Annotated in this window: 15 protein-coding genes; 4 read left to right on the top strand and 11 right to left on the bottom strand. The window is 70.5% G+C overall.

All coding sequences use genetic code 11. The features are described 5' to 3' along the window. Positions 1-8 precede the first annotated feature (8 nt). From AQJ67_RS40635 to AQJ67_RS40620, 4 genes are read right to left on the bottom strand one after another with little or no spacing between them, the layout of a single operon-like run. Positions 9-368 carry an MmcQ/YjbR family DNA-binding protein gene (locus tag AQJ67_RS40635; RefSeq protein ID WP_062724551.1) on the bottom strand — a complete coding sequence of 120 codons (360 nt, stop codon included), beginning with the start codon at positions 366-368 and terminating at the stop codon, positions 9-11. After that, complete coding sequence (locus AQJ67_RS40630) at positions 365-1678, bottom strand: hemolysin family protein (RefSeq protein ID WP_062724549.1); 1314 nt, start codon at positions 1676-1678, stop codon at positions 365-367. Before AQJ67_RS40630 ends, AQJ67_RS40635 begins: the two co-directional genes overlap by 4 nt. After that, entirely contained in the window at positions 1675-2172 is a 498-nt protein-coding gene (gene ybeY / locus AQJ67_RS40625) for an rRNA maturation RNase YbeY (protein WP_062724546.1), read from the bottom strand. Before ybeY ends, AQJ67_RS40630 begins: the two co-directional genes overlap by 4 nt. A gap of 15 nt (positions 2173-2187) precedes the next feature. Next, positions 2188-3258, bottom strand: coding sequence for a PhoH family protein (locus tag AQJ67_RS40620; protein WP_062724544.1), 1071 nt, complete (start codon positions 3256-3258; stop codon positions 2188-2190). A gap of 400 nt (positions 3259-3658) precedes the next feature. Here AQJ67_RS40620 and AQJ67_RS40615 point away from each other — a divergent pair, with 400 nt between their 5' ends. Next, complete coding sequence (locus AQJ67_RS40615; RefSeq protein WP_062724542.1) at positions 3659-4135, top strand: hypothetical protein; 477 nt, start codon at positions 3659-3661, stop codon at positions 4133-4135. 57 nt (positions 4136-4192) lie between these two features. Here the strand turns inward: AQJ67_RS40615 and AQJ67_RS40610 are convergent, their stop codons facing one another. Further along, on the bottom strand, positions 4193-4531 hold the full coding sequence (locus AQJ67_RS40610; protein ID WP_062724541.1) for a P-II family nitrogen regulator: 339 nt from the start codon (positions 4529-4531) through the stop codon (positions 4193-4195). After that, positions 4528-5847, bottom strand: coding sequence for an ammonium transporter (locus tag AQJ67_RS40605; RefSeq protein ID WP_062724674.1), 1320 nt, complete (start codon positions 5845-5847; stop codon positions 4528-4530). The genes AQJ67_RS40610 and AQJ67_RS40605 overlap by 4 nt, the downstream gene beginning before the upstream one ends. 165 nt (positions 5848-6012) lie before the next feature. Between AQJ67_RS40605 and era the strand changes: the two genes are divergently transcribed. After that, positions 6013-6972 carry a GTPase Era gene (gene era, locus AQJ67_RS40600; RefSeq protein WP_079056499.1) on the top strand — a complete coding sequence of 320 codons (960 nt, stop codon included), beginning with the start codon at positions 6013-6015 and terminating at the stop codon, positions 6970-6972. Between the two features lie 63 nt (positions 6973-7035). Here era and AQJ67_RS40595 read toward each other — a convergent pair whose 3' ends face one another. Continuing rightward, entirely contained in the window at positions 7036-7944 is a 909-nt protein-coding gene (locus AQJ67_RS40595; RefSeq protein WP_062724537.1) for a helix-turn-helix transcriptional regulator, read from the bottom strand. Between the two features lie 119 nt (positions 7945-8063). Here AQJ67_RS40595 and AQJ67_RS40590 point away from each other — a divergent pair, with 119 nt between their 5' ends. Together AQJ67_RS40590 and AQJ67_RS40585 are read left to right on the top strand one after the other, a co-directional pair. Next, the gene (locus tag AQJ67_RS40590; RefSeq protein ID WP_062724535.1) at positions 8064-8918 is read left to right on the top strand and encodes an NAD-dependent epimerase/dehydratase family protein; all 855 of its coding nucleotides are present in this window, start codon (positions 8064-8066) and stop codon (positions 8916-8918) included. Positions 8919-9041: 123 nt separating this feature from the next. Continuing rightward, the gene (locus AQJ67_RS40585) at positions 9042-9437 is read left to right on the top strand and encodes a peptidase inhibitor family I36 protein (RefSeq protein ID WP_062724533.1); all 396 of its coding nucleotides are present in this window, start codon (positions 9042-9044) and stop codon (positions 9435-9437) included. Between the two features lie 48 nt (positions 9438-9485). On the opposite strand, the gene AQJ67_RS40580 is transcribed toward AQJ67_RS40585, so the two are convergent. The 4 genes from AQJ67_RS40580 to AQJ67_RS40565 are packed head-to-tail and all read right to left on the bottom strand — an operon-like array spanning position 9486 to position 13487. Further along, positions 9486-10727: an MFS transporter gene (locus AQJ67_RS40580; protein ID WP_062724531.1), complete on the bottom strand. Its 1242-nt coding sequence runs from the start codon at positions 10725-10727 to the stop codon at positions 9486-9488. Continuing rightward, positions 10724-12082: a GH1 family beta-glucosidase gene (locus tag AQJ67_RS40575; RefSeq protein ID WP_167366252.1), complete on the bottom strand. Its 1359-nt coding sequence runs from the start codon at positions 12080-12082 to the stop codon at positions 10724-10726. The genes AQJ67_RS40580 and AQJ67_RS40575 overlap by 4 nt, the downstream gene beginning before the upstream one ends. A 46-nt stretch (positions 12083-12128) precedes the next feature. Next, positions 12129-12395 carry a protealysin inhibitor emfourin gene (locus tag AQJ67_RS40570; protein WP_062724529.1) on the bottom strand — a complete coding sequence of 89 codons (267 nt, stop codon included), beginning with the start codon at positions 12393-12395 and terminating at the stop codon, positions 12129-12131. A 21-nt stretch (positions 12396-12416) separates the two neighbouring features. Beyond that, positions 12417-13487 carry a M4 family metallopeptidase gene (locus AQJ67_RS40565; protein WP_062724528.1) on the bottom strand — a complete coding sequence of 357 codons (1071 nt, stop codon included), beginning with the start codon at positions 13485-13487 and terminating at the stop codon, positions 12417-12419. Positions 13488-13711: the final 224 nt, after the last annotated feature.

Genomic DNA, 13711 nt, shown 5'->3' with positions numbered 1-13711 from the left:
CGGTCGGCTCAGGGGCGGTCGAGACGGAGCCGGTCGGCCCTCGGCAGGCCCGCCACGACCAGGTCGTACGAGTCCTCGACGAGCTCCCGGACAAGCCGGTCCGGGAGCTCACCGTCGACCGTCACCGTGTTCCAGTGCCGTTTGTTCATGTGGTAGCCGGGGATGATCAGGCCGGGATGCTCGTCGCGCAGCCGGACCGCGTCCTCCGGGTCGCACTTGAGGTTGACGGTGAGCGGGCGGGCGTCCATCCAGCTCAGGGCGAACATCTTGCCCAGGACCTTGAAGACGGAGATGTCCGGGTTGAAGGGGAAGTCCTCCACGGCGGCGTTGAACGACAGACAGAAGCCGCGCAGCTCCTCGGGACTCACTCCGCCTTCGCCTCCCGCTGCTCCTCCGCCGCCGGCACCGGGGTCACCGGCTCCACCAGCACCGTCACGATCTTGTTCCGCCGGCCGGCCGCCGCTTCCGCGGTCAGCCGCAGGTCACGGCCGTCGGGCAGCTCGACCACGGACGACGCCCCGGCGATCGGGACCCGGCCCAGCGCCTTCGCCAGCAGCCCGCCGACGGTCTCCACGTCCTCGTCGTCGTACTCGTCGAGGCCGTACAGCTCGCCCAGGTCGGTGATGTCCAGCCGGGCGGTGACCCGGTAGCGGTCCTCGCCCAGCTCCTCCACCGGGGGCAGCTCACGGTCGTACTCGTCGGTGATCTCGCCGACGATCTCCTCAAGGATGTCCTCGATGGTGACGATGCCGGCCGTGCCGCCGTACTCGTCGATGACGACGGCGACGTGGTTGCGCTCCTTCTGCATCTCGCGCAGCAGGTCACCGGCGTTCTTGGTGTCGGGCACGAAGAACGCGGGCCGCATCGCCGTCGACACCAGCTCGCTCTCCGCCTCCCGCGAGATGTGCGTCTTGCGGGTCAGGTCCTTCAGGTAGACCATCCCGACCACGTCGTCCTCGCTCTCCCCGACGACCGGGATCCGCGAGAAACCGGAGCGCAGGGCGAGGGTGAGGGCCTGGCGGATGGTCTTGTACCGCTCGATGACGACGAGGTCGGTCCGCGGGACCATGACCTCCCGTACGAGGGTGTCGCCCAGCTCGAAGACCGAGTGCACCATCCGGCGCTCCTCGTCCTCGATCAGCGACTCCTTCTCGGCGAGGTCGACCAGCGCCCGCAGCTCCGCCTCGGAGGCGAACGGGCCGCGCCTGAAGCCCTTGCCGGGGGTCAGGGCATTGCCGATGAGGATCAGCAGATACGGGATCGGGCCCATGATCCGGGCGAGCGGCAGCAGGACGTACGCCGCCGCCGTCGCCGTGTTCAGCGGGTGCTGGCGGCCGATGGTGCGCGGGGAGACCCCGACGGCGACGTACGACACCAGCACCATGACCGCTATCGCGACCAGCAGGGCCTCGGTGGTGCTGTCGAACGCCCGCAGGCAGGCGTAGGTGACGAGCGCGGCGGCGGCCATCTCGCAGGCCACGCGCACCAGCAGCGCCACGTTCAGATAGCGCGTCGGGTCGGCGGCGACGAGCGCGAGCTTCTCGCTGCCGCGCCGCCCGCCGCGTACGGCCTCCTCGGCGCGGAAGCTGGAGACGCGCGCCAGGCCGGCCTCGGCGCAGGCGGCGAGCCAGGCCACGACCACCAGGGCGATGGCGCCGGAGACAAGGGGAAGGCTCATGACACGGTCGGGGCCGGCGACGGACCCGTCAGCCCCTTGTCCGAGCGCCAGCCGTCCACGATGGCGGCCTGGAGACCGAACATCTCGGCCTTCTCGTCCGGCTCCTCGTGGTCGTACCCCAGCAGATGCAGCACGCCATGGACGGTGAGCAGCTGGAGCTCCTCGTCCATGGAGTGCTGCGTGGGCGCCTCGGCGCCCTGCTTGGCCGCGACTTCGGGGCACAGCACGATGTCACCGAGCAGCCCCTGGGGCGGCTCGTCGTCGTCCTTCGACGGCGGGCGCAGCTCATCCATCGGGAAGGACATGACATCCGTCGGGCCGGGCAGGTCCATCCACTGGATGTGGAGCTGCTCCATGGCGTCGGCGTCCACGACGATCACCGAGAGCTCGGAGAGCGGGTGGATGCGCATCCGCGCGAGCGCGTAGCGGGCGATGTCGAGGATCGCCTGCTCGTCGACCTCGGTTCCGGACTCGTTGTTGACGTCGATCGACATGGTGCTGCTCGGTCTCTACTTCCCTTTGTGCCCGGACTTGCCCCGGCTTGGCCCCTTGTGCGTGCCGTTCTGGGTGCCGTGCTTGCTGTCGAACTTCTCGTACGCGTCGACGATACGGCCGACCAGCTTGTGCCGGACGACATCCTGCGAGGACAGCCGGGAGAAGTGGACGTCCTCGACACCGTCCAGGATGTCCTGCACCTGCCGCAGACCGGACTTGGTGCCGTCCGGGAGGTCGACCTGGGTGACGTCACCGGTGATGACTATCTTCGAGTCGAAGCCGAGACGGGTGAGGAACATCTTCATCTGCTCGGGCGAGGTGTTCTGGGCCTCGTCGAGGATGATGAAGGCGTCATTGAGCGTACGGCCCCGCATGTATGCAAGCGGCGCCACCTCAATAGTCCCGGCGGCCATCAACCGAGGAATCGAGTCCGGGTCGAGCATGTCGTGCAGCGCGTCGTACAGCGGGCGCAGATAAGGGTCGATCTTCTCGTAGAGCGTGCCCGGCAGGAAGCCGAGCCGCTCACCGGCCTCGACCGCGGGCCGGGTCAGGATGATGCGGTTGACCTGCTTGGACTGCAGGGCCTGCACCGCCTTGGCCATGGCGAGGTAGGTCTTGCCGGTGCCGGCGGGGCCGATGCCGAAGACGATCGTGTGCTTGTCGATCGCGTCGACGTACCGCTTCTGGTTGAGGGTCTTCGGGCGGATCGTGCGGCCGCGCGAGGAGAGGATGTTCTGGGTGAGGACCTCGGCCGGGGTCTCCTCCGGGCCCTCTCCGTTCTCGCTGGCTCTGAGCATGGCGATCGAGCGTTCCACTGCGTCCTCCGTCATCGGCTGTCCGGTGCGGAGCACCAGCATCATCTCGTCGAACAGGCGCTGGATGAGGGCGACTTCAGCGGCGTCGCCGACCGCGCTGATCTCGTTGCCCCGGACGTGGATGTCGGCCGCCGGGAAGGCCTTCTCGACCACGCGCAGCAGGGAGTCGCCGGACCCCAGCACGGTCACCATGGGGTGCTGGGCGGGGACGGTGAACTGTGCTCTCGCCTGCCCCTGCGCGGGTGTGTGAGCTGTGGGTGTCTGAGTCATGGGCCGGCTCGTAGGCCTTGCTCGTCCTCCTCGATACGACTCGCCCGCCACATGGGCGGCCTGGCGATTTCCAGGGTACGCCGGGGCACTGACAAGGCCGTAGGGCTTTTCGACGAGGACGTTTCACGGGGTGCGGGTCTCGCGTTCGGTGCCTGTGTTGTGGCGCTGTGTCACCGTTTGGTGGCCGCTAGTTGACCCGTCGGTAGTTGAGGCCGGAAATCACCCTTGCCGACCCTCACCCCACGCGCATCAATGGAAACGGCAGTTCCGACGGACCGTCAGATCTGTCCGGGCCGTCAGGTTCGGCTCTCCACCGCAGTGTGTCCGCATCCACCTGCCGAGCAATTCCCCCACCCCCCCACGCCAGGAATTCCCCCACCTCGAAACGGAGCGGATCCCCATGAGACGCATGCGCATCGGAGCTGGTGCGACGCTGGTCGCCGGGGCCCTCGCGGTCACCGGACTGGCCTTCGCGCCCGCCGCCCTCGCCGTCGCCCCCGGCACGGCCACGATCACCGCCGACTGCGGCAGCTTCGGCGGCGGCGAGGCCACCCTCACGGCTACGCAGGACGGCACCGCCGCCACCCTCACCCTCAACTCCTCCGCGATCACCGCGCCGATCGCGCTCGGGGAGGACTCGATCTCCTCGACGCTCACCCTGGTGAGGGCGAGCGGCGGAACGGTCGCCTTCAGCGGCACGGAGAACCCGGCGATGGCCGCCGGCGACCCCGTCCAGGTCGGCCCCCTCAGCGGCACCGTCGCCCCCGGGGACAGCCTGGAGGCCTTCGGCGGCTCGCTGCAGATGACCGTCTTCGGCATCACCATCACGTGCACGGCGACCGGGCCGCAGTCGCCGGGCCCGTTCGTGTTCGACTGACCTGCGTGACGTATTGACGTACCGAGGAACGGGCGCGGTCCCGGCGCCGCTACGGCTCTACAGCGCGTCGGGGCCGCGCTCGCCCGTCCGGACCCGTACGACCGTGTCGACCGGCAGCGCCCAGACCTTGCCGTCGCCGATCTTGCCGGTCTGGGCGGCCTTCACGATGGCGTCGATGACGTCGTCGGCCGCCGCGTCGTCGACGACGACCTCGATCCGTACCTTCGGCACCAGGTCGACCTGGTACTCCGCGCCCCGGTACACCTCGGTGTGGCCGCGCTGACGGCCGTAGCCGCTCGCCTCGGTCACGGTCAGACCGTGCACGCCGATTTCCTGGAGGGCGGTCTTGACCTCGTCGAGCCGGTAGGGCTTGACGATCGCGGTGATCAGCTTCATGCCTGCTTCTTGACCTTCTGCGCGGCGGGGACGGAGGTGGCGAGAGACGAGGTGACCGGGGCGCCGTGCCCCAGGACCCCGTGATCGTAGGCGCTCTCGGCGTGCACCGTAAGGTCCAGGCCCTTGTGCTCCTGCTCCTCGCTCGCCCGGAAGCCCATGACCTTGTCGATGACCTTGCCGATGCCGTAGGTGACGAGGAAGGCGTACGCCGCCACGACCACGATCGCCACCGCCTGCTTGCCGAGCTGCGCGAGCCCGCCGCCGTGGAGCAGGCCCTCGGCGCCGCCCGTCATGGTGGCCGTCGCCAAGACGCCGATCAGCAGGGTGCCGATGACACCGCCGACCAGGTGGACGCCCACGACGTCCAGCGAGTCGTCGTAGTCGAACCGGAACTTCCAGGCCACGGCGTACGAGCAGACGACACCGGCGGCGAGGCCGATGACGAGCGCGCCCAGCAGCGAGACCGAGCCGCAGGACGGCGTGATGGCGACGAGACCGGCGACCGCGCCGGAGGCGGCGCCCAGCGTCGTCGGGTGGCCGTCGCGCCTCTGCTCGACGAAGAGCCAGCCGAGCAGACCGGTGCAGCCGGCGGCGAGGGTGTTGAGGAAGACGGCGGCCGCGAGGCCGTTGGCGCCGAGCGCGGAACCGGCGTTGAACCCGAACCAGCCGAACCACAGCAGGCCCGCGCCGAGCACGACCATCGGCAGGTTGTGCGGCCGCATCGCGTCCTTCTTGAACCCGAGCCGCGGCCCGAGGACCAGGCAGAGCGCCAGTCCGGAGGCGCCGGAGGTGATCTCGACGGGCAGACCGCCGGCGAAGTCGAGGGCGCCGAGGTGTTCGAGGACCCAGCCGCCGGGGCCCCAGGTCCAGTGGGCGACCGGAACGTATACGAGCAGCGCCCACACCGGCACGAACACGACCCACGCCCCGAACTTCGCCCGGTCCGCGACCGCGCCGCTGACCAGCGCGGCGGTGATCACGGCGAAGGTCAGCTGGAAGGTGGCGAAGAGGAGGGTCGGGACGGTGCCCTGGACGCTGTCCGGGCCGAGACCTGCCATCCCGGCGTGCTCCAGCCCGCCGATCAGCCCGCCGGCCGCGTCGTCCCCGAAGGCGAGCGAGTACCCGCAGGCCAGCCACACGACGGTGACGAGCGCGATGGACACGAAGCTCATCAACAGCATGTTGAGGACGCTCTTGGCGCGGACCATGCCGCCGTAGAAGAGGGCCAGGCCCGGGGTCATCAGCAGGACGAGGGCGGTGGCGGCGAGCAGCCAGGCGGTGTCGCCGGTGTCGACGCTTGCGGCGGCGAGGGTCACGGTCGTCTCCAACGGTGCGAGGGCTCGTCAGAGATTCACCGGTTAGCGTTTCCGGCCGCGTACGGGTGTGTTTCGGTGACGTTTCGTTGCGCGGGGGTTTCCGGAAGCTCACCGGGCGGGCCGCGGTCGGGCGCGTGTGCGGCCGGGCTCTGTGGATCAGGGAGAATGGGCGCCATGAGCGTTCGCAGTAAGTCATCCGAGCCGTCCGAGGCGCCCCATCGCGCCGGCTTCGCCTGCTTCGTGGGCCGCCCCAACGCGGGCAAGTCCACGCTGACGAATGCTCTGGTCGGCCAGAAGGTGGCGATCACCGCGAACCAGCCGCAGACGACGCGGCACACCGTGCGCGGGATCGTGCACCGGGAGGACGCCCAGCTGATCCTGGTCGACACCCCCGGTCTGCACAAGCCGCGCACGCTGCTGGGCGAGCGGCTCAACGACGTCGTCCGGACGACCTGGGCCGAAGTCGACGTGATCGGCTTCTGTCTGCCGGCGAACGAGAAGCTCGGTCCCGGTGACCGCTTCATCGCGAAGGAACTCGCGTCGATCAAGAAGACGCCGAAGATCGCGATCGTCACGAAGACCGACCTCGTGGACAGCAAGGCGCTCGCCGAACAGCTCATCGCGATCGACCAGCTCGGCAAGGAACTCGGCTTCGAGTGGGCCGAGATCGTCCCCGTGTCGGCGGTGGGCGACAAGCAGGTGGGTCTGCTGGCCGACCTGCTCGTCCCGTTGCTGCCGGAGGGGCCCGCCCTCTACCCCGAGGGTGACCTCACCGACGAGCCCGAGCAGGTCATGATCGCCGAGCTGATCCGTGAGGCCGCGCTGGAGGGCGTCCGTGACGAGCTGCCGCACTCCATCGCCGTCGTGGTCGAGGAGATGCTTCCCCGTGAGGACCGGCCCGCCGACAAGCCCCTGCTGGACATCCACGCCTTCGTCTACATCGAGCGTCCCAGTCAGAAGGGCATCATCATCGGGCCCAAGGGCAAGCGTCTGAAGGACGTCGGTATCAAGTCCCGCAAGCAGATCGAGGCGCTGCTGGGGACGCCGGTCTTTCTGGACCTGCATGTGAAGGTGGCCAAGGACTGGCAGCGGGATCCCCGGCAGCTGCGGAAGCTTGGCTTCTAGGGTTCTCGCCCCCGCCGCCCCTGCCCTCCCATCCCCAGGGGCGCCGCCCCTTCGACCCCGGCCTTACGGGGGCCAGCCCCCGGACCCCCGCTCCTCAAACGCCGGAGGGGCTGATTTCGCCGGAGGGGCTGAATTCGGGGTCATGTCCTGAAGGCCCACCACGCGCAGCAGTTGCAGGCGCTCGTAGGCCTCCGTGCCCGGGCGGGCGGTGTGGACGACCAGGAGGTGGTGGTGCTCGTGGCTGACCATGACCTCGCAGTCCAGTTCCAGGAGGCCGACGACGGGGTGGACGAAGCGTTTCGTCGCTCTGTTGCGCTGGGACACCTCGTGTTCGTCCCAGAGGCGGGCGAACTCCTCGCTGGATGCCCGTAGTTCGGCGACCAGCGAGGCCGGTTCGGGGTCGTCGGGGCGGGCCGCGGCCACCGCGCGCAGGGTGGCGACGTGGGCACGTGCGTGGCCGGCGAGGTCCTCCTGCGGGAAGAGGGTGCGCGCGGTCGGGTCCAGGAAGAAGAGACGGGTCAGGTTGCGCTCGCGGCGCGGGCGGGACATCACGTCGCCGACCAGGGCCTTCGCCATCGCGTTCTGGGCCAGTACCTCGCCGCAGTCGTTCACCACCTGCGCCGGGGTGTCGTGCAGCCGGTCCAGGATCAGCAGCAGCCCCGGGCGGACATGCGCCGACGCCGTCTCGCGCCGCGGGGGCTCCTCGCCGGCCAGGTGGAAGAGGTGGTCCTGCTCGACGTCGGTCAGGCGCAGCGCGCGGGCCAGTGCCGTCAGCATCTGGCGGGACGGGCGCGGGCCCCGGGACTGTTCGAGGCGGGTGTAGTAGTCCACCGACATGCCCGCCAGCTGCGCCACCTCCTCGCGGCGCAGACCGGGCGTGCGACGCCGGGTGCCCGGCGTCAGGCCCACGTCCGACGGGGTCAGCCGGGCGCGGCCACGGCGCAGGAAGTCGGCGAGTTCGGCTCGGTTCACCTCTCCAGCCTGCGGCAGCACGCCCCGGTTATCCAGGGACTGCCGATCCCCTGATCAACGGGTCTCTCCCGCTCTCCCCGGCCCCGTCCGAGGGTGGTCGGTGACGAGAGGAGCAGGACATGCTGACGTTGGTGACGGGTACGACAGGACAGGTCGGCCGGCGCTTCGTGCCGAGGCTGCTGGCACAGGCCAGGGCGGGGGAGAAGGTCAGGGTGCTGGTCCGGGACGCGGCGCGGGGCGAGCCGTACGCGGAACTGGGCGCCGAGGTCGTCGTCGGCGACCTGCGGGACGCGGAGGCGCTCGGCAAGGCGGTCGCCGGGGTCGACGCCGTCGTGAACGTCGCCGCGTCCTTCCGGGGCGTGCCCGACGAGGAGGCCTGGGCGGTCAACCGGGACGCGGCCGTCGAGTTGGGCCGGGCCGCGCAGGCCTCCGGCGTACAGCGGTTCGTGCAGGTCAGTACGGGGCTGGTGTACGGCACCGGACGCGGCCGCCCGCTCACCGAGGACGACGAGAGCCGGCCCGGCGGGCCGATGTGGGGTGCCTACCCGGAGTCCAAGGCGGCGGCCGAGCGGGAGTTGCTCGCGCTGGAGGGCATGGACGTACGCGTCGGGCGGCTGCCCTTCGTCTACGGCGAGGGCGATCCGCATCTCGCCCAGTCGCTGATGTGGGCCCGGCACTGGGCGGCCACGCAACGGCTCCAGATGGGCCATCACGCGGACGTCGCCCAGGCGCTGCTGCGCATCCTGCACGCGCCGGGCATCGCGGGCCGCGTCTACAACATCGCCGACGACGCCCCCGTCACGGCGGTCGAGTTGCACCAGCTCAACGGCGTCGACGTCCCGGCTGAGCTGTACGACCGTACGGATCCCGACCCGTGGCACGTGATCACCTCCACTGTCCGTATCCGCCGGGAGCTCGGCTACCGCCCGCTGTACCCGTCGGTCTACGCGGCCCGGGAGGCCGGAGCGCTGTGACCGGCCTCCGGTTGCCTGACAGATGTCAGGGACCGGTGCCCTGAACCACGCGCGATGCTGGGTCACTCGGGGGCGGCCCAACTGACCAGGGCTGCCCCGAGTGACCGGAAACGGAGGGGCGACATGGTGAAGGCACGGTTGCGCGAGAAGGCCGGCATGGGTGTGGCGGCAGTGCTGATGATGGGCGCCATGGGTGTGGCAGCGGCGCCGCCGGCGACGGCCGCCCCGGCGGACTGCCCCAGGGAATACGTCTGCGTGTGGAACAACGACACGGCGTCGGGCAAGCCGACGTGGAAGTCGAAGGGGAATCTGTACGACCTGCGCTCGGAAAACGGGGTGACCATCGTCAACAACGGTGTGCGCCAGCCGGGTGCCGACCACATCTGGTACAACCTCACCACCACGCCGGAGAACGGTGGCAACTTCAAGGGGTGCCTGCACTACCCGAACGACACCAACATGGTGACCTTCGAGGGCCCCGTCACCCTGCACAGCGCACGGTGGGGCCGCGAATGCTGAGCTGATCACCGCCCGGCCCGCCCGCCCCAGCCCCCAGGGCAACACGCCCTAGTCCACACCCCTGATCCGCCCCACCAGCACCGCCCCGGCCAGCCCCACCGCCGCCGCCACCAGGTACAGCATCCGGTAGCCGCCCAGGTGGGTGACGATCGGTGCGGCGAGGGCGGGTGCCGCGACCTGGGGCAGGGCGTTGGCCACGTTGATGACGCCCAGGTCCTTGCCCCGGTCCCGCGCCGTGGGCAGGACGTCCGTCATCAGCGCGAAGTCGACCGACATGAACACCCCCAGGGCCACGCCCAGCAACGCCGCCACGACGATCGCGCCCGTCCAGGTCTGCCAGCCGGCCAGCAGGGCCGTGGCCGCCGCCATCAGCACCCCGGACCACCTCACGAAGGGCTTGCGGCGGCCCACGCGGTCCGACCAGACCCCGCCGACCACGACCGTGGCCAGCAGTGCCACGGTGTCCACGGCGGTGAGGATCAGCACGCCCTGCTCGGGGTCCTCGTGGTGGAGGCGGTCCCGCAGGTAATACAGCAGATAGAGAAGCACCAGCGCGTTGCTGAGGTTGATCAGGAAGCGGGTCAGCCAGGCCCAGCCGAAGTCCGGGTAGCGGCGCGGGCTCAGCCAGAAGCCGCGCGCGAAGGCACCCCAGGACCACGCCGGACGCTCCGCGGCCCCGAGCCGCAGGTCGCGGTACCGCAGCACGTACGGCAGCACCCCCGCCGCCGTGAACACCGCGCACGCCACGTACCCCGCCGCGATCCCGCCGGCCGCCGTCGCCAGGCCCGTGCCGACGACCGCCCCAAGGATCTGCGCCGCCCCCAACCAGCCGCCCACCGAGCCCCGTTGGAGCCGCGGCACCCGGTCCGGCACCGCCGCCGTCACCGCCGCGAAGGCCGCGTTCAGGGTCAGCTGCACCAGGCACCAGCCGACCGCCATCGCCCACAGCCCGCCCGCCCCGGCGAGCAGCAGCAACGACAGCGCGCCGCCCGCCGCACCGGCCACGATCCAGGGCGTACGACGGTCCCAGCGGGCCGCGGTGCGGTCCGACAGCGCGCCGAAGAACGGGTTCGCCGCCAGCGACACCGCCGCGCCGACGCCGGTCACCCACGCCAGCAGCGTCTCCTTCGACATCCCGGTGCCGGGCGCGAAGTCCTCCGCCTGCCGGGCCAGCAGGATCTGCAGCGGGCCGTACCAGCCCACCCAGATCGCCACGTTGGCCAGCGACAGCGCCGCCGTCCACCCCCGGCCGACCCGCTCCGTGGGATCGGCCAGGGCGTCGGCCTTCACCCCCGGGCCCGCAGCACCTGGGCCCGTAGCACGTCCCGCAGCCAGCCGTACGACGCCTTGGGCGTCCGCGTCAGCGTCGCCGCGTCCTCGAAGTCCACGTGCACGAGCCCGAACCGCCGCGCGTATCCCTCCGCCCACTCGAAGTTGTCGAGCAGCGACCACACGAAGTACCCGCGTACGTCCACGCCCGCCTCCACCGCCCGGTGCAGGGCCCGGATGTGGCCGTCCAGGTAGGCGATCCGCTCCTGGTCGTCGACGCCCTCGTACGAGCAGCCGTTCTCGGTGATGACGATCGGCGGGAGCCGGTCGCCGTAGCGGTCGCGGAAGCCGGTGAGCAACTCCGTCAGGCCCTCGGGAACCACCGGCCAGCCGAAGTCCGTCGTCGGCACGCCCTCGATCTCCTGGACCGAGAAGGGCAGTTCGGCCGGCATGCGCACCCCGCCGAACTCGATCTCGGTGCCCTGCGGGGCGCCCACCCGGGTCGGCGCGTAGTAGTTGACGCCGTAGAAGTCGAGGGATTCCGAGATCACCTTCAGGTCCGCTTCGACGTCCCCGGGCATCAACTCGCCGATGCCGTCCGGGTACGCGCCCAGCAGCAGCGGGTCGGCGAACAGCCGGTTGAGCAGCAGGTCGTAGAAGCCCGCCGCCTCCAGGTCCGCCTGTTCCTGGGAGGCCGGCCAGGTCGGGCCGTGCGAGTTGGCGATGCCGACGTCCGTCGCGCCGGCCGCGCGCAGGGCCTGTACGGCCCGGCCGTGGGCCAGCAACTGGTGGTGGGCGACGGGGAGGGCGTCGAAGAGGAGCTTGCGGCCCGGGGCGTGGGTGCCGAGGGCGTGGCCCAGGAGGGTGTGTTCGGCGGGTTCGTTGATCGTGATCCACTTGCCGACGCGGTCGCCCAGCCGCTCGGCGACCACGGACACGTACGCGGCGAAACGGTCGGCCGTGTCCCGGTCGAGCCAGTCAAGACCGGCCGGCAGATCCCAGTGGAAGAGCGTCGGCACCGGCCGTACGCCCGCCGCGCACAGCTCGTCGACCAGCCGGTCGTAGAAGTCGAGGCCGGTCGGGGTGTTCACGCGGGGCCACGAGATCGAGAAGCGGTACGCGTCCACGCCCAGGTCGGCGAGGAGCGCCACGTCCTCGGGGTAGCGGTGGTAGTGGTCGCAGGCCACCTCGGCCGTGGAGCCGTCCTTCACCCGGCCCGGCTCGGCCGTGAAGTCGTCCCACACGGACCGCTCGCGCTCGGCCACGGCGCCCTCGATCTGGTGGGCGGACGTCGAGACGCCCCACAGGAAGCCGGCCGGGAACCGGGGTATCGGACTCTGCGTACCGCGCTCATCGATCGCCATGCGCCGGATCATCCGTACCGGCGGTAACGGAAGTCAACGGGCAGGCGCGAAGAACCAGTTACGCCCCTTCCTTCAGTACCCGGCTGATCAGCTTGCGCTGCTCCTCCGTGAGCCGGGGATCCGCGCAGTACACCGTGCGGCCGTCCACGGTGATCCGGTAGCTGAAGCCGTCCGGGACCCCGACGGGGGGCGTGCCCCGGCCGGACGCGAGCGCGCTCTCGGCCAGGGCGTGCCACTCCTGGGCGTCGGGGCGCCCCGAGGTGTCCACCTCGGCGTCCCGCTCGATGCCCGCGAACCCACCCGTGCGCCGTACCTGAATACGCATGGGTCAATGTCTAGTACGGGCTCACAGGATCCGCACCCCGACCTGTTCCCAAGCCTTCTCCACGGCCTGGAGCTCCTCGCCGCCGTCGCCGAAGCGCTCGCGCGCGGCCTTCACGGTGAGCTTCGCGAAGTCCGTGAACAGGGCCCGGTCCGACAGCTCGCCGCCAGTCAGGACGTCGTACCAGACCTGCCCGGCCTTCTCCCAGGCGTGGCCGCCGAGCGCGGTTGCGGCCAGGTAGAAGGCGTGGTTGGGGATGCCGGAGTTGATGTGGACGCCGCCGTTGTCGCGGCCGGTGCGGACGTAGTCGTCCATGGTCGCGGGCTGCGGGTCCTTGCCGAGGACGTCGTCGTCGTACGCGGTGCCCGGCTCCTTCATGGAGCGCAGCGCCTTGCCGGTGACGCTCGGGGCGAGGAGCCCGGCGCCGATCAGCCAGTCGGCCTCGGCGGCGGTCTGGCCGAGCGTGTACTGCTTGATGAGGGCGCCGAAGACATCCGACATCGACTCGTTCAGCGCGCCGGGCTGGCCGTAGTAGGTCAGGTTGGCCGTGTACTGGGTGACGCCGTGGGTGAGCTCGTGGCCGATGACGTCGATCGGGATGGTGAAGTCGAGGAAGATCTCGCCGTCACCGTCGCCGAACACCATCTGCTCGCCGTTCCAGAAGGCGTTGTTGTAGTTCTCGTCGTAGTGGACGGTGGCGTCCAGCGGCAGGCCGTCGCCGTCGATGGAGTGGCGGGCGTACGCCTTGAGGAAGAGGTCGAAGGTGGCGCCGAGACCGGCGTAGGCGCGGTTGACCGTGGCGTCCTGGCCGGGGTCCTCGCCCTCGCCGCGGACCTTGGTGCCGGGCAGGGCGGTGCGGTGCTCGGCGTCGTAGATGGTGCGCAACGGCTGGTCCGACGGTGCCTTCGCCGTCGGGGCGGCCGCGAGGGCGAACTCGGTCGTCACGCGGCGCCTGCCGCGCAGCTCGTGGTCGCGCATCAGGGTCCGGCGAGCCGGACCGGAGAGTGCGGGGTCGTCGTTCCGGGCCAGTTTGTCGAGGACGTGCGGCGGTACGACGGTGCAGAAGACGGGCTCGAAGCCCCCGTTGGTCGTCATGCCCGGCACCTTTGCACTGGGTCACCGAGCTGTCACTACCCGCCACCATGATTGGTGAAATATGGGGACAGGGAGCCGCACGCTCCGTGACGAAGTGGTATGGAACACGTTTTGTCCCATTCGTCCCCCGGGTCCCGCATACTGATACGACGCCCCGCACGGGGAGTGGCTCGGCTAGCATGCTGCGCATCATGCGTTTCGGGCTGCTTCTTCTTAGCTGCCGC

The sequence above is a fragment of the Streptomyces caeruleatus genome, from assembly GCF_001514235.1.
In the GTDB taxonomy this organism is placed as follows: Bacteria; Actinomycetota; Actinomycetes; order Streptomycetales; family Streptomycetaceae; genus Streptomyces; species Streptomyces caeruleatus.
Note: the sequence above shows the minus strand (reverse complement) of the source record. Positions and strands in the feature narration are given on the sequence as shown.